Consider the following 18,473-nt stretch of genomic DNA (forward strand, 5'->3'; position numbering starts at 1 on the left):
TAATTTTGAAGGTTGTTTTTTTTTATCACTCTATGCAAATTTATTTTTCGCTTGTTCATTTACAGGAGTGAAAAAATTAATCAGATTCCCATCCGGATCCCGGAACAATAATGATCTGTTACCCCAAGGCATTGTGGTCGGTTTTTGAACAATTTCATGGGTTAAATCTTTAATCCTTTCATAATCATCGTCTACATTTTCTACGAGAAATTCTATGATTACACTTCTGTTAGCAGCAGGCTCGGCGGTTCCTTCTCCAAAAAAAGCTAAGGTTCGGTTACTTCCAATGGCCAGAGTAAAAGAATTTGATAGTATTTCTGCAAAGTCATCTGTTGACCATTTGGCTGTCGCTTCTGTCGCCTGTTCATAGAATTTTACCAATCTTTTAATGTCGGAAGTAATTATTCTTAATGATACTAAATTTGTCTTGTTCATTTTTTGTTATATTATTAATACAAAGGTAAAATGGAGTTGCGACAACAGTATGTCAGGAATAATTAAATTTTACAATCCGTTTTCTAAAACCCTAAGCAGTTCAGTCTGCTGCATAACATCATTTTTACTGCTGATTACGTTATAATTAGCCTGTAGCCAGTTGTTTCTTACCAGGAAAAAAGTGTAGGCATCCATCAGTCCCTCCTTATATTTTTCTTCAGATTTTTGGAATGATAACTTTTGATTTTCGAAGTTGGCTGAAAGCAGGTTGTATTTTTCCTGGGCATTCAAAAATTGTGCTTTAATGGAATTGATACTTTTTGTTAAATCATTAATAATAATGTCTTTATCATAATTGGAATTAATGACATTCAGTTTGGCGATCTCTACATTATTCTTTACCTGTAATTTGTTGAAAACCGGAATATTGAGCCCAAAAGATAATTGTTGATTTTTATTAAGTTTTATCTGTTCTGAAAAATCAGCAGCGGGTTGTCCTAAAATTTTATTGTAAAAGCTTGACCAGGTATAAGAACCGTTCAGGGTCGGCAGATATGCTGATCTTGCAATATCTACATTTTTCTGTTGTGCCTGAATTTCCTTTAAAACAGACTGATAAGCCGGATTTTTTTCTAAAAGGTTCTGAACAAAATTGCGGTCATTAAAATTTGAATCAATAAGATGCTCTTCAGTCATGGTAAAATCAAGCGTGTCTTTTGTAATCGCTAGTGCATTCAGCAGATTGATTTTTGAAAGGTCCCTGGAATTCTTAGCTGTCACCCATTGTTCCTGCATTGTTCCAAGGTTGGCTTTGATATCATAAATATCACTTTTCGGACGATTTCCTATTTCGACCTCCTTTTCAGTACGTTTGATCTGGTCTTCAATTCCAGAAAGCTGAGTTTCCAAAACCTCCAGCCAGCTTTTACTGTTCTGATAGGCGAAAAACATCATAATCACATTCATTTTAACCTCATTCTGAGCCAGCTTCATTTTGTAAACCGAGCTTTCCTTGTTAATTTTAGAAAGAGAAATGGTAAGGTAATTTCTCCAGTTCATCAGTTCCCAGTTGGCTTGTGCATAGATCTGGTCATATTGTGTATTAATAGCCTCTCTCTGGTTAGTATTCTGATTAATAGAAGATCCGAAGCCATAATTATGACTTACTCCGGCATTTACAGACGGAAGCAGCATTCCTTTGGCAGCAGAAATTTCTCTTTCATTTTTGCGGACATTCACCGTTGATTTCATTACTGAAGGGTGATTAGCGGCAGCATAATCCAGGCATTGTTTCAGCGTCCAGCTTTCCTGGGCTGAAAGAAAATTGATAAATAATATGAAGAATAGTTTTTTCATTGTTTTATACGGTTGGATGAGGAATGCTGGAAGATGGAAGTTTGATTGTCGTTTATAAAAAACTTTCTGCTTTCATCATCCAGCTTTATTCATATTTTAGGTATTTCACAAGATTGATTTTTGTAGCGCGGTATGCTTTGAAGCTAACGACTATGAACGTCAGAATTAATAATAAAACCAGACTCAAAACATATGGCCAGACTGGCATGTCAATTCTGTAAGCGAAATCTTTCAACCACTCATTCATTGCATAGTAACCGAATGGAATACTGATAAAAACGGCAAGGACACAAATCAACAGAAATCTTTTGGTTAAGTCCCAGACAATTGTTTTCTCGTCTGCACCCAACGTTTTTTTGATGGCGACATCTTTTAATTTCTGTTCAATTAATAATGATGATAAAGCAAATAACCCTAACAATGCGATCACAAGAACGACAATATTCAGAATTGTGAAAAGTGTTTGTTGTTTCTGAAATTTTTCAAATGTTTTGGCAAATTGCTTATCTACAAATTCAAAATCATAAGGATAGCCGGGTTCCGCTTTTGTGGTCCAGAATTCTTTGATGCGTTCCAACGTTCCGTTGATGTCATTTTCAGAAACTTTGATCTGTAGATTGTTCATATTATTCTTCACCCAGTTTCTGTCATAGTTGAAGTAAACAATCGGCTCCACAGGCTGGTTTACACCGCTGTAATTGACATCTTTTACCACGCCAAGAATTTTATATTTTTTCTTACCATCCCAACCGGTGAAAAATTCTTTTCCCAAAGCTGTGTTCGGATTGTATCCCAATTTACCGGCAAAAGTTTCGTTGACCACAGCACCATTAATGGTGTCGGAAGCTTTCTTCCAATCCAAATCCCTTCCGGAAACAAATTTCACTTTATAGAATTTCAGAAAATTCTCATCAATACCGCCAAGCATTGTCTGAGCTGTTTTGGTCGTATCTGTAGACAATTTTACAATTGAGGCATTGGCAGTTCCATTTCCTATCGAATTAACAGAACCTGTAATGTCCTTTACTCCGGGAATCCTTGCCAGTTCCGCTTTCAGTCTTTTATATTTATTGACATTGAAATTATTTTCCCAGCTTCCTTTTTTGAAATTAATCTGAATTGCCTGGTCGCCTTTGAACCCCAAATCCTTATTCATCATATAGCCGACCTGAGCATGGATTATCAATGAGCAGATGATGAAAAATGATGAGATGATCAATTGCAAGGTCAGGATAGAATTTCTTAACCAAATTCCGTTTTTGCTTCTAGCGAAATTACCTTTCAGTGTATTGATCGGCTTGAAATTCGACAGATAAAGTGCCGGAATCAATCCTGAAATCAATGAAAAGACTATCAGTAATAATCCTGTGTAAATAAAGAGATTCGGATCAATTAGCTTAATATCTTTGCTTAGGAATTTGTTGTAAGAAGGCAGGAGCAGCTCCACCATTGCAAAAGCAACTACATAAGCTACCAGACAAATCATAAAAGTCTCAAGCAAAAACTGTAAAACCAAAGCTGTTTTTGAACTTCCCACTACTTTTCTTACACCAACCTCTTTCGCCCTTTGAGAGGCTTGAGCGGTCTTAAGATTAATTAAATTGATTCCCGACAAGGCTAAAATCAAAACAGATAATCCCAGCAGAATCATAATCGATTTTTTGTCGCCTTTGCTGATGCCGTCACTTCTGGCATCCAGTTTCATCTTGCTGACTGGCGTCAGATAGACCGCTGTCTGCTTTTTATCATCTGTCTTATAACCAAATTCTTTGGCTGAAATTTTGTCCTGTTCCTGCATCTGTTTTGACAATTTATGTTCCAGCACTTGGATGTCCGTTCCAGGTTTAACCTTGAAAAAACCATTGTAACTATAGCTCGTCCACTGGTCTTTAGACTGCTCCAGATAAGGATTTCTGTAAATAAAGCCCGGCTTGAAAACAGTGTTGCCTTCCGGAAGTTTATAAATCGCTGTGACTACATAATTCTTTTCATTCGAATCATTTTTAATGGATTTTCCAATAGCATTGAGATAATCATCTCCGAAAAGCAGGCGCGCTGTTTCCAATGACAAGGCTATTTTTCCATCGTCCGACAAAGCATTTTGAAAATTTCCTGCCACCTTTTCGAAAGTGAAGAATCTGAAAAAAGAATCTACCGATGCAGTTCCCGAAGTATAGGCTGAATTCCCGCCAAAGCTGAGTTTCTGCTTTCCCCAATCATTGAGAATCGTAGCATCTTCAATCTCGGAAAATTTTTCTTTCGAGACAAAAATTTCCGGATAGCTGGAGCTGGATATTATTCCAAAGGCAGCATTGCCGTTTTCTACGAAATAGATATTCTCCTTGTCCGGAATCCATTGTTCATAAGATTTTTCGTCCTGCCAATGGATAAATATCAACAGGAAAACACACAGCCCGACACTCAGCCCCAACACATTGATGATGGTGGAAAGCCAGTTTTTTCTGTAATTGATGAATGCTATTTTGAGCCAGTTTTTTAACATAATTGTAGTTTTTTAGGTTGGAAGATGGATGAGGGAAGGTGGATGTTAATTATTGTACGGAAAAACTTCTAGCTTCCATCTTTTAGCTTCCATCTTATTCGTATTTCAAATATTTCACAAGCTTCCATAGGTTTAACCTGCGGCTATTTATATTGAACCCTTCGGGTTCGTTTATTCATATTTTAAATATTTCACAAGATTTACTTTTGTCGCTTGGTACGCTTTGATGCTTACCACAGCAAATGTCAGAATCAATAATAAAATCAAACTTAGTACGAATGGAAAAACTGGCATATCAATTCGGTAGGCAAAATCCTTCAGCCACTCATTCATTAGGTAATAACTGATTGGAATACTGATTAAAACGGCAATCAGTGTAATCCATAGAAACTGTTTAGTCAGTCCGATAATCAGGGTTTTGTCTGATGCGCCCAACGTTTTTCTGATGGCAACATCTTTCAGCTTCTGTTCGATCATCAACGAAGACAAAGCGAATAATCCCAACAGAGCCACCATTAAAACCATTGCGTTAAGAATGGTAAAAAGTGTCTGTTGTTTTTGATAAGTTTCAAACGTTTTGGCAAATTGCTTATCAATGAAATAGGATTCAAACGGATAGCCGGGTTCTACATTACTTTCCCAATATTTTTTAATTCTTTTTACCGTTGCCGGTATATCATCTGGTTTTAGTTTTAATTGGATATTGTAAACATTGTATCGCTTCCAGGATGTTGCACGATAATGAAAGAATACCATAGGCTCAATTTCAGATTTTAAGCTTTTGATATTAAAATCCTTTACAATTCCTACAATTTTGTATGGTTTATCATCAAAACCCGGACGGAATTCGTTCTTAAAGGCCTGATCATCCGTCCATCCGAACTGTTTAACAAAAGTTTCATTTACCAGAACGTTGTTAATTGTATCTGAAGCTAATTTAGGATTCAGCCAACGTCCTTTGAGAAGCTTAACACCCATAAACTGAAGATAATCATAATCCATCGAACCGTGCTGTGCATAGATCGTTTTATCCATATAGTCCATATTGGAATTGCTGTAACGGTAGCTTCCTGCCACTGCTTCTCCGTAAGAAACAGCATCAACACCTTTTATTTTTTTCATTTCATTTTTAATGCGCTCATACTTCAGCCAGGGTTGAGGATTATTTTCACTGAAAGAAACTAGAAAAACCTGTTTACCATTAATGCCGAGGTCTTTACTCATCATGTAATTCACCTGAGAATTTACAATCAAACCGCCAATGATAAAAAAGGATGAGATGATTAATTGTAATATAAGGATACTGTTTCTGAGCCAAATTCCGTGTCTGCTTCTGGCGAAATTTCCCTTCAGCGTTTCAATGGCTTTAAAGTTGGCCAAATACTTTGCAGGAATCAAGCCGGAAATCAATGTAACTGCCAAAACCATTGCGAATGAATAAAAATAAATATGCCAATCATTCATCACAATTTCCTTGTCAAAGAATTTGTTAAAGCTCGGTAAGAGAAGTTCGGTTAATGCCAGCGATAAAACATAAGAGGCAAAGCAAATAAGAAAGGTTTCTAATAAAAATTGCAATATAAGTTTTGATTTGTTGCTTCCAATCGCTTTTCTTACCCCAATTTCTTTCGCACGTTGAGAAGCTTGTGCTGTTTTAAGGTTAATAAAATTGATGGCTGACAAAATCACAATTAATACAGAAAGGCTAAAGAGAATCATCATGGTTTTAAAATCTCCGGTGCCAAACCAATAGGCTTTTCCATGAAGTTTCATTTGACCTAAAGGAGTCAGTAAACTTCCCTGGGGACCGTACATTTCCAGATATTTTTGAGATGTCACGCCTGATCCCTGTGCATTTATTTTGGCTCTGTACTCAAAGATGTCTTTTAATAACTTGTCCTGAACAATTTTCGGATCAGCATCTTTGTCCAGCATCATGAAGCATCCATAATTAAAATTACCCCAGGCTTCTTTATCATTCTTCAGCTGTTCATAGGCCAACATTACAAATTCCGGATTTATCACACTGTTTCCTTTTGGTAATTCATAAACAGCGGTAATAATGTAATTCTTATTGTCAAACTTCACATTTTCTCCTGCAACATCAGTTTTTCCAAATAAATTTTTTGCTGCTTTGGTCGAAATGGCAAGTGAATTTTCATTTTTTAAAGCATCTTTGAAACTTCCTGCTACCAATTTAAATGGAAAGAAATTGAAGAAATTTTGAGAAACGCTCATTCCATCCTTCTGATAAATGGTTTTATTTCTGGTTGTCATTTTAAAGCCCATTCCAGAACCACTAAACAATACATAGTCCTTAATTTCAGGAATCATTTTTACCGCACGTTCTGCAATAGGATAAGAAATGCTTGGACTGTACGTGTTTTCTTTTTTGTTATGCTGCTGAAATCCATAGATCATATCTTTCTTCGGATTCCATTTTTCGAAGGATTCCTCGTCATTCCAGTGCATGAGAATTAGCATGAAACCTGTCAGTCCGATCGTTAATCCAAACAGATTAATGATAGTGGAAAGCCAATTCTTTTTATAATTGATGAAGGCAATTTTGAGCCAGTTATTTAGCATAATTGTAGTTTTTTAGGTTGGAAGTAGGAAGTTATTAAATGCAATAATTTAAACATCCGGCTTCCCGCTTTTCTTACTCGAAGTTTTTTGCATCTGCTTTTTCGAAAACATCTTTTCTTTGGGAAGAATGTTCTTCTGAGAAAATCTCGCCGTCTTTCATATTAACAATTCGGGAAGCATACCCGGCATCATAGGAAGAGTGCGTTACCATTGCAATCGTAGAGCCTTCGCGGTGAAGTTCTGCGAGAAGGTTCATTACCTCATTTCCGTTGGAACTGTCGAGGTTTCCTGTTGGTTCATCGGCAAGAATTAATTTTGGTCTTGTCACCAATGCTCTTGCAACGGCTGCTCTTTGCTGCTGACCGCCGGAAAGCTGCTGTGGATAATGCTTTGCCCGATGAGCAATATTGATTTTCTCCATAATTTCTTCCACTCTTCTTTTTCTTTCCGAGGAAGAAACACCATTGTAAATCAGTGGTAATTCGATGTTTTCATAAACCGTCAGTTCATCAATCAGATTAAAATTCTGGAAAATGAAACCGATGTTTTTCTTTCTGATATCCGATTTTTTCTTTTCAGAAGTTCCGATGGTTTCAACAGATTCAAACTGGTATGAGCCGGAAGAAGCGCTGTCCAACAACCCAAGAATATTAAGGAAAGTTGATTTTCCGCAGCCGGAAGGTCCCATTATCGCCACAAATTCACCTTCTTTGATTTGTAGGCTTACATTGTTTAACGCGTTGGTTTGAACATCCTCAGTTTTATAGATTTTTGAAAGATTCTGAATTTTTATCATTTTTAATTTAGTTTAACGTTTATAATTCTATGTTTAGATATCATTTATATTTAAAGCATGTCGATCGTTCCCCCGGAATCTCTTGTCGCCGTGAATTTAATCCCGGACAATGTTTTGTAGCGGATAGTTGCCATAGAACTTGCCGAAGCAATCAGCTGTTTTGAAACACTTAAAGTTACGGATGATGCCGATTCTGCACTCACGGTGGCTATAGAAATATCCGTTTTGGTTGCAGTGATCTTAGAGGCTTCTTCTGATGAGATAGTTGCCACTCCGATTTTTCCCTGGATATCAATAGAGCTTCCGGATTCTGCATTGAGCACCAGATTATCCGTGTTTACAACTCCCAGGAAAAAACCACCAGATTGTGTGCTAATGGAAATATTTTTGGCCTTAGAATCTCCAAAGATTTTTCCGCCACTTTCTGTGCTGAATTTCTGAATATTAAATACATTTTTTATTTTTACAACTGATCCGGTACTTGCACTTACCGATTTCACATCTTTAGCAAAGATGACAATTTTTGTTTCTACATTTTTCATCGACTCGTTTCTTTTGTAACCTATATGAAGCGTATTATTTTTCACGCTGATTTCAACAAACTGCATATAGTTGCTCGTGATTACAGCTTTCTCTTCATTGGATTTCACCACTTCCACGTTGAAGATCATATCAGAATCAATGTTTTCGAAGTGGCTTAGCGGAATAGTTTTCGTTTCGCTGATGTTTTCAATCGTTTTACCTTTAAATGTCGTGAGAGACATGATAAGTCCAATAATCGTTGTTATCAGGAGTATTAATAGTTTTTGCATAGTTATATTTTTTAATTTTATTTTTGAATATCAAGAATTTCATATTTCTTCAGCTCAGAGTAATCCGAAGTAATAACCGATTCGCCTTGTTTCAATCCGGAAACCACTTCATAATACAAAGGATTTTCTCTTCCCATACTGATATTTCTCTTTTCAGCCTTATTGCCTTTTACTACGAAAATCCATTTTCCGTTCGTGTCTTTGTAAAAATTTCCTTTCGGAATCATCATACTTTGCGTGTCTGCAGATAATTTCAGCTTTACGCCGAATGTCATTCCGATTTTCAAATTTTCAATTTTGGCATCAATGAAATTCAGTTCCACTGAAAATTGTCCGTCTTTCACTTCCGGAAGAATTTTTGTGATGATAACTTCATATTCTTTTCCGTTATTATCCAATGCTCCTTTGATTCCTGTTGTGAGTTTGTTGATGTAATATTCATCTACTTTGGCTACTAATTTATAACCACCCATTAAATCAACTTTTCCGATGCTTTCTCCTGTTGTGAGGTTTTGCCCAAGCGAAATCGTAAAAGATGAAAGTCTCCCTGATGCCGGCGACATAATAAGGAAATTATTTTTGTTTGACCGAAGAATATTTAAGCTTTTTTCCATTTGACTTATGGAGCTGTTAATGGCTGATATTTGTGAATTTCTTGAAGCCTTTTCATTAGAAGCACCTTTTTCCACAATCGATTTTCTTTGCTTCTGATAATTCAGGTTTTGTAGTGCAATGTCATAATCCGTTTTCTTTCCGATTTCCGCATCGTACAATCTTTTCTGAAGATTAAAAGTCTGCAATGCTGTATTATAATCATTTTGAGATTGTAATAATTCCTTATCCTGATTAAACTCCTGATTTTTAAGCTCAAGAAGTGAATTCCTCATCTGGCTGATCTGCTGCATGATTCCCGTTTCCTGATTCAGGTAATTAAATTCTGTATTGGGATTATGCACCCTTGCGATTGGTTGTCCTTTCGTCACCATTTGTCCGTCTTCTGCAAATATTTCTTTTACAGCTCCGCCCTCTATAACATTTACAAGGGAAGAATTGAGAGATTGTGTTTGTGCAGTTACCATCAGCATATCTTCGAATTTTCCTTTTGTCACTTCATCAATCGTGATATCTTCGGCTTTAACATTATATGTTTTTTTTTGATTCAGGAAATACCATCCGAAGATCACAACCGCTGCAATAACAGCAACAATTATAAGGACAAATTTCAGTTTAGATTTCTTTTTTACTATTTTCGTATCCATAATGGAGATAAGTCTTTTGCTTACAGGATATTACACAATGCAGATGCCACGAATTTATAACACTGTAACTCTCTGTAAATAAGATTAAATTAAATTTTCTCTGTTTTAAAACTGTTCATTATCGGACACTTTTTGTACGGAAATGGACAATTAATAGTTGGTTGTCGGTTGGTAGTTAATTGTTTTGATATATTTTAAAATTTTGCAATCACAACCATCAACCAAAAACTATGAACCGACAAACAATAGAAGAAAATGCGAAAAAAAGAAGCCCATATTTTAATTGTTGATGATGACGAGGACATTTTGTTTTCGGCAAGAGTCTGGCTCAAGAAATTTTTTACGGAAGTCAGCTGCCTTAGTCAGCCTAAAAATATTCTGAAACTAATGTCGGAACACCAGATTGATGCTGTTTTACTCGATATGAATTTTCGGAAAGGTTTTGAGAACGGACAGGACGGATTGTACTGGATGCAGGAAATTAAAACCCTTGAGCCTGAGCTCCCGATTATTCTGATGACGGCTTATGGGGAAGTTGAATTGGCTGTGGAAGCTCTCAAAAACGGAGCTTCTGATTTTATTCTGAAACCCTGGAATAATGATAAGCTTTTTGCTTCCGTGAATCTCGCCGTTGATATTTCCCGGAAAAACAAAAAGCTCAGCCAGTGGGAAAATGTCAGCATCAAAACCAATCAATACCAACTGGAAACCAAATCTCCGGCGATGCAGGAAGTGATGGACCAGATTGAGAGAGTGGCTGCAACGGATGCCAATGTTTTGTTGTTGGGAGAGAACGGAACCGGAAAATATGTGCTTGCAGAACGTATTCACGAATTGTCGGAAAGAAAAAATCAACCTTTTGTTCATATCGATTTGGGAAGTCTTTCTGAGAACCTTTTTGAAGCTGAATTATTTGGATATAAAAAAGGAGCATTTACCGATGCCCATCAGGATTATGCTGGTAAAATTGAAAATGCAGAGAATGGAACTGTTTTCCTGGATGAGATCGGGAATCTTCCACTACATCTTCAGACTAAATTATTGAGTTTGATTCAAAACAGAAAATTATCCAGAATAGGGGAGAGTAAAGAACGTTTACTGGATGTGAGATTTATTTTTGCAACTAATGAAAATCTTAAAAAAGCTGTTGCAGAAAGTCGTTTCCGGAAAGATTTATATTATAGAATCAACACGGTTGAATTAAACATTCCAAGCCTGAGAGAACGTTTAGAGGATATTCCGACTTTGGCTGATTATTTTCTGGATAAATACAAGCAGAAATATCATAAACCTGATTTGATTTTGAATGAAGCTTTAATTTCAGAATTAAAACATTATTCGTGGCCCGGAAACATTCGTGAACTCGACCACTGCATCGAAAGAAGCGTGATTCTTTCCAATGAGAAAAACCTTAAATTGCTGATGCCTCAGGATGAAGAGTCTGAAAAGACGATTATGAATCTGAATATCGAAGAAATGGAAGAAATACTGACAAAAAAGCTTTAAAAAAACACCGTGGAAATATTTCTCTGGCAGCGGAAGATCTGGGATTATCGAGAGCAGCATTGTACAGAAGAATGGAAAAATTTAGTTTATAGAGACGGGTGCTTGATGTTAGGTGATGGATGTTTTTTATATTGTGTATAGAATAATTTCCGAATTGCAAGACATCATGTGCCCTTCATCCCCTTAAAAAAAATGAAAAAACAACAAATATTCTGGTTAATCTTCATTCTGCTTTCAATTGTCTGCGGAATTTTTGCCTTTGATTTTTATTCACAGCACAAGTGGATTAACTGTATTTTATTTTCTTTAGTGAGTTTGGGTTGCGTTGTTATGGCGCAGACTTCGGCTTTGTCTTATGTTCAGAAAACGGAAAAACTACTGTTAGCAATTCAGAAAAAAGATTTTTCACTTTTTCCGAAAACCGAAGAAAACAGTCTGGTTGATAATGCCGTAAAGCTTTATTATCAAAGCAAAGAAGAGCATCTTTCACAATCATCTTACAAGCTTTTATATGAAGAAATTCTGAATCAGCTGGAAATAGGATTAATGATTTTGTCCGAAAAGAATAATCATTGGGAAGTTTTTTATGTAAATCCTGTTTTTCTCGAAATCCTTCAGATTCCGAAATACAATTCATGGAATCTTTATGAAAATAAAGCCTCAGATTTCTATAAAATCATCGAACAAACCAACTATGAAAACTCTCAGGAATTTTTTGATATTTCAATTAATGAAAATACGAAACAATCATTTTCGCTCAGAACGAAGAAAGTTCAGAATGCAAAACACCGTTTTTGTATTATCAGTTTAGAATCGGTTCAGAAAATTATCGAACAGAAAGAAAAACTGGCATGGAACAATCTGATGAAAGTAATTTCGCACGAGCTTCTGAATACTCTTACGCCGGTGAATAGTCTGATTCAGAATTTGGAATATATTGCAAATCAGGAAATTATAGAAAAGGAAGATCAGCAGGATATGAAGGAAAGCCTGATGATTATCAATTCAAAATCAAAACAATTATTAAATTTTGTGGATGATTACCGACAAGTTGCAGAACTTCCGAAACCTGTTTTCAAAACAATTTCATTAACTCAGATTGTAGAATCAGCGCTTAATTTCTTAAAACCTGAATTTGAAAAAAATCATATTAAAATCATCAATTTACTGGAAAATAATACGATTTCGGCTGATGAAAAAATGATTGAAAGATGTTTGATAAATCTCTATCTCAATGCAATTTATGCTGTTTCAGATAATGTTGAAAGAATCATTAAAACAGAAATCAAGACTCAGAACAAACGGATTATTCTGAGTGTGGAGGATAACGGAATCGGAATCCAAAAGGAAATTCAGAATAAGATTTTCCTTCCGTTTTTCACGACGAGAAGCAATGGCTCGGGAATTGGTTTGACGCTTAGCAAAAGTATTATTGAAGCGCATAAAGGTTATTTAAATTACAGGCCTTTGGAAAAGGGAAGCCGTTTTGAGATCTGGTTTGTGGAATAATTATAATTTCTGGATTTAGTGATGCATTTGTTCAAAAATGTATAAATCCCATCGATTTAAAGCAAGATTATCGTATGAGAGAATATATTGCTACACCAATACCTGCATAAACCACAACGGTAATAATATCAGCGATGGGCTGTGAAAAGCGTTTTTCTGCAATTCTCTCGCTGTTGATCTGATTCTTATGGAATTTCAGAATTCTTTTAGGATTATGAACCGCATGTGCAACCAGGCTGTCGCTTTCCCATTTGTCAACTATTATTTTATACGTCTTGCCATCGGCGTGTATTTTAAAATTTTTGCCAGGTTTAAGTTTCTCCTGAACATTGATGGGAATCGGCGCTTGTTCTGAATTTACATTTTTTGATTCAGCTGCCGTATTTTTCGTTTGGGGGGAATTATTATTGGCAAGAGTTGCACCATTTTTAAATTCCTGTTTGTTGTCAGACGGCATATCTGGCTGTTTTTTAACCTGATAAGTATAACAACTGATGAGCGAAAATAAGATAATTATAAGAAGAAAAAATTTTTGCATGGTCTAAATTTAAGAATTAAACGGAATATTCAGCATTTTCTTTTGAAAATTCTATTTAAAATCGATCTGCTATATTTGGAATCACAAAAAATTCCCAGTCCCGTCAATCGGTAAAACAAATGAGAAAACGGAACCTTCATCTTCAGAGCTTTCAACATCAATACTACCTTTATGAAGTTGAATAATTTCCTTACAAAGGTAAAGTCCTATACCAAAACCTGCTATCGACGCACTTTGAATATCTTTTACACGATAATAGCGTTCAAATATCCGCTGTCGATCCTCCTGTGAAATTCCTTTCCCTTGATCATAGACATTAATTTTTAAACTGTTATTGCCAGTTCTTAAATATTCTACAGTGATTACTGTTCCCATCGGAGAATATTTAACAGCATTTCCAATCAGGTTGTGAATTACCTGCGATATCTTCTCGCGATCTGCCAGTACCGACAATGACCCGGATGGTTTAAAAAGAAACTTGTGAGTGTGGATCGTTGAAAGTACTTCATCCTCAATTTCCGAGAATAATAATTGGAAATCAAAAACTGTTTTCTCAATATGCATTTGTCCGGTATCAAAACGTGAGACATTAAGAAAACCATTGATCATGCTATTCATATTATCCACTTGCTTTAAAGATTTTTCAAGGGTATTTTGCTGCATAAGATTTTCTGATTTTGCCGTCATTCTCTGAAGGATCTGAAGATAAGCCTTAAGTGAGGTAAGCGGTGTTTTAAGCTCATGGCTCACCATTCCCATAAAATCATCTTTTCGTTCTTCCTCTTTTTTTTGTTCCGTAATATCTCTTAGCGTGCCATTAAGGCTCAGCGGATTACCCTGCGCATCATAGAAAACTCTTCCGTTGGCTTGCAACATCCTGGTCTTCATATCTATGCTGTTTTTAATTCGGTATTCTATAAAATAATTTCCGTCAGAATGTTTGCTAAGAGAGTCTGTAATGGCTGAAATTACGCGTTCACGATCTTCGGGTACAATTACTTCTAATGCCAAAGACAGGTCCAGATCGTCCTCAGAAGAAAGGCCGAACCAATTTTTTAGGAGCGCATTTCCGGAAAAGAGGTTGGTGTCAGGTTGGTAATAAAATGTAGCAAGTTCTCCTGCTTCAATGGCCAGGGCAAGCATTTGTTGGTCGTTTTCATTCTTTCGTCTGTCTAAAACCTGTTGAGTGATTTCTTCAAGAATAATCAGAATACCGGATATTTTGCCGTCAGCGGAAAAAATAGGCTGATATATCGAGTTGACAATAGCTTCTCTTAATCCGCCATGATGATGCAATTTAACCAGAAACTCACTGTTAATTTTTGGTTTTCCACTCTCATAAACTTCCTTAATCCACTTATTTACAGGTTGTCCACGTAACTCAGGTCGTACGCTTTCATGTGGATAGCCGATTACCTCTTCTTCTTTTCGTCCCCAGATCTTAAGTATTGCCGGATTGGCGATTTCAATTATTTGGTCCGGTCCGCTTAACATGGTAATTCCTACAGGAGCCTGTTCGATAATAGCCCGAACATGTTCCCTGCTGTGGGCAAGTAATTTTATTGAATCATTGAGTTCTTCGTTGGTGGAGGTCAATTCTTCAAGGGTTGCTGCCATTTCCTCTTTCAGCACCTGTTCTTTTTCTTCCTTCTGTTGTATTCGTTGCAGAAAGTCCCGGCGTGAGGTTACCTCAAGCGCGGTATTAAGGATGCACCATGTCTTTTTATTTTCATCGAGAAGTGCTCTGTATTCATAATCAAAATAATCAAGTGTTTCCACTCCGTCCTTTATCAGTTTTGCAGGAGCATCAGAAACAGAATACGTTTTTCCGGAGCGCCAGACTTCCTGTAATAAAGCTAAAAACGGTTGTCCTTCCAATTCCGGAATTGCATCCATCAGAGGTTTACCTATTACCGAGGCATCTTTGCCCCAAAGCGCCAGCATGCCTGCATTGGCGAAGCGTATGATCATATCTTCACCTGAATAAATAGATGTAGGAGCCGGAGAAGCGGCCAATGCCTGAATGATTAAGTCGGAGCTGAAGCTGTTGGAGAATGAATTTTCTTCGGTAATCATAAATTTAGCAAATATATGCAAAAGCAGTTTTATGCCATATAAAGTGTATTCAAAATTATAAAAATTCTGAAATGATCTAATGATGTAATTTACGGAAAATGTAAATTAAAAATATCTGAATAGCATATTCTAATCGTGATAACTTTCACAGGTCTCAGGTACCATAGATAGGGAAGGAATAAACGGTTTTGAAGATTGATAATATTTTGTTTCTTCAGAGCTAAGGCTTGGAATTGGCAATTTTGTATTATTTTGCTAAACCTTGTTACAGGATTGATTATCAATCGTAATACACTGTCCCTGATCATCATAAGAAAACATGTATGTAGAGCCGTTGGGTAAATGGCAGTATTTTTTTGTTTCCCTGTGAATCTCATGCCCGGATAAAATATCAATCGCATGAAAACAAATTATCTTGTGATCGTTGCTCAATGTTTTGGTTCTTTCTGTTACAACACCGCGGTCGTAAAGATCTATCTCCTGAATTTGATAAGGTCCTTCGTAAGAAGTACGATAAAAAGATACCTTACAGTCTTTATATTCGTGTAAAAGGCTTTTAAGATCTTCTTCAAGCTCCAGATAATGGTGTACGTGGCGTATGTTTTTATCCTCGATCAGGTACCTTTTTTTAAGTATATCTTCACTATATATTTCTTTAAAATATAGTTTTAATGCGTTACTTTGCTCTCGCGAGATGTCATTTCCGTAAATATCCTTAAGCTGATAAAATTTTCCCATAACTTTAATGTATTAAAGCCCTAATGTAAAATATACTTTCGATGTTGAGTATGACTGAAATCAAGCCTCAATTTAAAAATGTTATGCAAGATTCTTATTTATCTTAACCTAAACGAACAAACTTTAATAAACAATACTGAAAATATAATTAAGCAATAGCGCCTGAAAAGAATTTGATTAAAAATTAACCCTTATATCTGCGGGCTTTTTCATTTTTATAGTTACTTTGTTGAGATCATCTTTGATTTCATAATCTGCATCAGTGAATGTTTCATCATCTGTTTTTTCCTGTACCGTGATTTCACCAAATCCTATTTCCTCTTTAGAAATATCAATTACAAAATCTTTAGTTTTCTCATCCTGTGTAAAATGTTCTTTTTTAAAATCGATAAACTGCATAATAGTGAGTGTTTGATTATGTGGTATATGCAGCAAATCTTGTGCAAATTATGATTTTTATCCTTGTAAAGTGAAATTAATATTAAACAATTTCCAGAGATCAAGTTTTATCATTTTTAAATAGTTAAATAACAGGTTAAAACAAGCATTAAGCATCGCAATTAAATTTACCTGAAAACTTTCTATATTTGAAAATCAGAATAACAATTTAAATTAAATAATCTGGCAGATTATGGTCAATGATTATAAAAAATACGAACTATTCGGGAAAACGCTGATGCAGAGAATTGATCTGACGGCACCTTTCAGATATGATTTTCCGGTTGCTGAGCAAGCCTGCTTTATATATGTATTAAAAGGAGAGCTTGAATATCAGGTAAATCAGGAAGAAACAAAAATTCCTGCCGATTATTCATTGTTTCAGAATTGTATAAGTTCAGGAAAGAGAATCCATCATTCGAAACAGGAAAAAAATTGTCAGATTGTTATTGTTACTTTTTATCCGGATATTTTAAAGAAGATTTATGACAGGGAATTTCCAATGCTTTTGCAGAAACCGAAGCATTTAATTTCAAATAAATCCAGTGAAAAAATTAATAACGATTTTCTCATTAAAAAATATGTTGAAGGTTTACTTTTTTATTTTGAAAACCCATCGCTTGTCAATGAAGATATTCTGATTCTTAAACTAAAGGAAATTATATTGTTACTGGCTCAATCGCAGAGTGCAGATTCTATTCAATTGATTTTGTCGCAACTTTTTTCTCCGACGACTTATTCTTTTAAACAAATTGTTGAAGCTCATTTATTCTCACAGCTCACCATTGAACAGTTAGCAGAACAAAATAATTTAAGCATATCATCATTCAAAAGAGAATTTGCAAAAATATACAATGATACACCTGCAAATTATATTAAAAATAAAAAGCTTGAAAGAGCAGCTGAACTGCTTCTGATCTCCGACGAAAGAATTACCGATATTGCTTTTGATTGCGGGTTTAACGACCTTGCCACATTTACAAAAAACTTCAGCGATAAATTTCACACTACTCCTACCAATTATCGCATAGAACGTAAATAGATAAAGGAATTTACGCCTGAATTTTATTATAAAAGCATTTTATATTTAATGAATCATGCATTTTTTTAATAGAATTAAAATATTTTTTTGAACTAAAATCTCAAATATCTGAACCAAATCACAAAACCATTTTCGTGGATCTGCTGCAACTTTGTATCGTTCCTTTTAGGTAATCATTTCTCATTACATTTTTTATGTGAAATGATTAAGGAACTATCATAACAGAGTTTTTAGTGAATATTAATTAACAAAAATAAAACGAAAATGAGTTTATCAGGTTTAGGAATTTTTCATACCATTATTGGTATTTCGGCCATTGCAGGTGCCATCATAGGATTTGTGAAATATGGAAAGATCAATCTTGCCACAAGGTCCGGAAAATTATATTTTTATGCAACGCTCGTGACCTCAGTTACGGCATTAGGAATTTCAAAACATGGCGGTTTTAATGCTGGACACGTGTTTTCATTATTCATCATCGTTTTGATTGCTATTGCCTTTTTTCTATTTTCAAATAAAAAGGATAGTAAGAAAGCCAGATATTTTGAGAACTTTTTATTATCATTCAGCTTTTTTCTGTCGCTTGTACCAACAGTAAATGAAACATTTACAAGAGTTCCTATCGGTCATCCGTTGGCGAAGGATATTAAAGATCCGATTATTGGTCAGACACTTTTGGCCCTATTCATTCTTTTCATCGCAGGTTCTGTTGTTCAGTTTGTGAAGCAAAGGAAAATTAACAGGGAAGTAGCCTCACTTCATGTAGAATAGTGAATTGATTTTTAACTGTTAGATTGTAATATATTATTTCTTACGGAAGCTCCAAAATCCAACCATAACGTCCAGCATATCAGCTGGAAACTTGGGACGTCTGAATTG

The 18,473-nt window shown here is 35.5% G+C and carries 14 protein-coding genes and 1 pseudogene; 4 read left to right on the forward strand and 11 right to left on the reverse strand.

The window, feature by feature from the left end; genetic code table 11:
* Nucleotides 1–30 precede the first annotated feature (30 nt).
* The 7 genes from BMW64_RS05410 to BMW64_RS05440 form a co-directional block, all read right to left on the reverse strand.
* A complete protein-coding gene (locus BMW64_RS05410; RefSeq protein ID WP_089998994.1) occupies nucleotides 31–435 on the reverse strand; it encodes a VOC family protein in 405 nt (134 codons plus the stop codon).
* Nucleotides 436–504: 69 nt separating this feature from the next.
* A complete protein-coding gene (locus tag BMW64_RS05415; RefSeq protein WP_089998996.1) occupies nucleotides 505–1,791 on the reverse strand; it encodes a TolC family protein in 1,287 nt (428 codons plus the stop codon).
* An 85-nt stretch (nucleotides 1,792–1,876) separates the two neighbouring features.
* Nucleotides 1,877–4,294 carry an FtsX-like permease family protein gene (locus BMW64_RS05420; protein ID WP_089998998.1) on the reverse strand — a complete coding sequence of 806 codons (2,418 nt, stop codon included), beginning with the start codon at nucleotides 4,292–4,294 and terminating at the stop codon, nucleotides 1,877–1,879.
* Between the two features lie 171 nt (nucleotides 4,295–4,465).
* On the reverse strand, nucleotides 4,466–6,880 hold the full coding sequence (locus BMW64_RS05425; protein ID WP_089998999.1) for an ABC transporter permease: 2,415 nt from the start codon (nucleotides 6,878–6,880) through the stop codon (nucleotides 4,466–4,468).
* A gap of 73 nt (nucleotides 6,881–6,953) precedes the next feature.
* Complete coding sequence (locus tag BMW64_RS05430) at nucleotides 6,954–7,676, reverse strand: ABC transporter ATP-binding protein (RefSeq protein ID WP_089999000.1); 723 nt, start codon at nucleotides 7,674–7,676, stop codon at nucleotides 6,954–6,956.
* A gap of 50 nt (nucleotides 7,677–7,726) precedes the next feature.
* Nucleotides 7,727–8,488 (reverse strand): GIN domain-containing protein, encoded by a 762-nt coding sequence (locus tag BMW64_RS05435; protein ID WP_089999001.1) that lies wholly within the window; start codon nucleotides 8,486–8,488, stop codon nucleotides 7,727–7,729.
* A 17-nt stretch (nucleotides 8,489–8,505) separates the two neighbouring features.
* Nucleotides 8,506–9,747: an efflux RND transporter periplasmic adaptor subunit gene (locus BMW64_RS05440; RefSeq protein ID WP_089999002.1), complete on the reverse strand. Its 1,242-nt coding sequence runs from the start codon at nucleotides 9,745–9,747 to the stop codon at nucleotides 8,506–8,508.
* Between the two features lie 255 nt (nucleotides 9,748–10,002).
* On the opposite strand from BMW64_RS05440, the pseudogene BMW64_RS05445 reads away from it, so the two are divergent.
* Together BMW64_RS05445 and BMW64_RS05450 are read left to right on the forward strand one after the other, a co-directional pair.
* Nucleotides 10,003–11,345: pseudogene (locus tag BMW64_RS05445) on the forward strand (sigma-54-dependent transcriptional regulator).
* A gap of 100 nt (nucleotides 11,346–11,445) precedes the next feature.
* On the forward strand, nucleotides 11,446–12,762 hold the full coding sequence (locus BMW64_RS05450; RefSeq protein ID WP_089999003.1) for a sensor histidine kinase: 1,317 nt from the start codon (nucleotides 11,446–11,448) through the stop codon (nucleotides 12,760–12,762).
* 67 nt (nucleotides 12,763–12,829) lie between these two features.
* On the opposite strand, the gene BMW64_RS05455 is transcribed toward BMW64_RS05450, so the two are convergent.
* The 4 genes from BMW64_RS05455 to BMW64_RS05470 all read right to left on the reverse strand — a co-directional run bounded on the left by BMW64_RS05455 (nucleotide 12,830) and on the right by BMW64_RS05470 (nucleotide 16,513).
* Nucleotides 12,830–13,300, reverse strand: a complete 471-nt coding sequence (locus BMW64_RS05455) for a hypothetical protein (protein ID WP_089999004.1) — start codon at nucleotides 13,298–13,300, stop codon at nucleotides 12,830–12,832.
* Nucleotides 13,301–13,381: 81 nt separating this feature from the next.
* On the reverse strand, nucleotides 13,382–15,376 hold the full coding sequence (locus BMW64_RS05460) for a PAS domain-containing sensor histidine kinase (RefSeq protein WP_089999005.1): 1,995 nt from the start codon (nucleotides 15,374–15,376) through the stop codon (nucleotides 13,382–13,384).
* A 255-nt stretch (nucleotides 15,377–15,631) separates the two neighbouring features.
* Nucleotides 15,632–16,114, reverse strand: coding sequence for a hypothetical protein (locus BMW64_RS05465; RefSeq protein ID WP_089999006.1), 483 nt, complete (start codon nucleotides 16,112–16,114; stop codon nucleotides 15,632–15,634).
* 177 nt (nucleotides 16,115–16,291) lie between these two features.
* Complete coding sequence (locus tag BMW64_RS05470) at nucleotides 16,292–16,513, reverse strand: hypothetical protein (RefSeq protein WP_089999007.1); 222 nt, start codon at nucleotides 16,511–16,513, stop codon at nucleotides 16,292–16,294.
* 232 nt (nucleotides 16,514–16,745) lie between these two features.
* Here BMW64_RS05470 and BMW64_RS05475 point away from each other — a divergent pair, with 232 nt between their 5' ends.
* Together BMW64_RS05475 and BMW64_RS05480 are read left to right on the forward strand one after the other, a co-directional pair.
* The gene (locus BMW64_RS05475; RefSeq protein WP_089999008.1) at nucleotides 16,746–17,594 is read left to right on the forward strand and encodes an AraC family transcriptional regulator; all 849 of its coding nucleotides are present in this window, start codon (nucleotides 16,746–16,748) and stop codon (nucleotides 17,592–17,594) included.
* 264 nt (nucleotides 17,595–17,858) lie between these two features.
* Nucleotides 17,859–18,365 (forward strand): hypothetical protein, encoded by a 507-nt coding sequence (locus BMW64_RS05480; protein ID WP_089999009.1) that lies wholly within the window; start codon nucleotides 17,859–17,861, stop codon nucleotides 18,363–18,365.
* Nucleotides 18,366–18,473: the final 108 nt, after the last annotated feature.

It is taken from the genome of Chryseobacterium taichungense, from assembly GCF_900109935.1.
Lineage (GTDB): Bacteria > Bacteroidota > Bacteroidia > Flavobacteriales > Weeksellaceae > Chryseobacterium > Chryseobacterium taichungense.

Excerpts from the sequence above, each read along its gene's own strand:
- BMW64_RS05410 (WP_089998994.1), bottom strand. The coding sequence starts at position 435 with ATGAACAAGACAAATTTAGTATCATTAAGAATAATTACTTCCGACATT.
- BMW64_RS05415 (WP_089998996.1), bottom strand. The coding sequence starts at position 1,791 with ATGAAAAAACTATTCTTCATATTATTTATCAATTTTCTTTCAGCCCAG.
- BMW64_RS05420 (WP_089998998.1), bottom strand. The coding sequence starts at position 4,294 with ATGTTAAAAAACTGGCTCAAAATAGCATTCATCAATTACAGAAAAAAC.
- BMW64_RS05425 (WP_089998999.1), bottom strand. The coding sequence starts at position 6,880 with ATGCTAAATAACTGGCTCAAAATTGCCTTCATCAATTATAAAAAGAAT.
- BMW64_RS05430 (WP_089999000.1), bottom strand. The coding sequence starts at position 7,676 with ATGATAAAAATTCAGAATCTTTCAAAAATCTATAAAACTGAGGATGTT.
- BMW64_RS05435 (WP_089999001.1), bottom strand. The coding sequence starts at position 8,488 with ATGCAAAAACTATTAATACTCCTGATAACAACGATTATTGGACTTATC.
- BMW64_RS05440 (WP_089999002.1), bottom strand. The coding sequence starts at position 9,747 with ATGGATACGAAAATAGTAAAAAAGAAATCTAAACTGAAATTTGTCCTT.
- BMW64_RS05450 (WP_089999003.1), top strand. The coding sequence starts at position 11,446 with ATGAAAAAACAACAAATATTCTGGTTAATCTTCATTCTGCTTTCAATT.
- BMW64_RS05455 (WP_089999004.1), bottom strand. The coding sequence starts at position 13,300 with ATGCAAAAATTTTTTCTTCTTATAATTATCTTATTTTCGCTCATCAGT.
- BMW64_RS05460 (WP_089999005.1), bottom strand. The coding sequence starts at position 15,376 with ATGATTACCGAAGAAAATTCATTCTCCAACAGCTTCAGCTCCGACTTA.
- BMW64_RS05465 (WP_089999006.1), bottom strand. The coding sequence starts at position 16,114 with ATGGGAAAATTTTATCAGCTTAAGGATATTTACGGAAATGACATCTCG.
- BMW64_RS05470 (WP_089999007.1), bottom strand. The coding sequence starts at position 16,513 with ATGCAGTTTATCGATTTTAAAAAAGAACATTTTACACAGGATGAGAAA.
- BMW64_RS05475 (WP_089999008.1), top strand. The coding sequence starts at position 16,746 with ATGGTCAATGATTATAAAAAATACGAACTATTCGGGAAAACGCTGATG.
- BMW64_RS05480 (WP_089999009.1), top strand. The coding sequence starts at position 17,859 with ATGAGTTTATCAGGTTTAGGAATTTTTCATACCATTATTGGTATTTCG.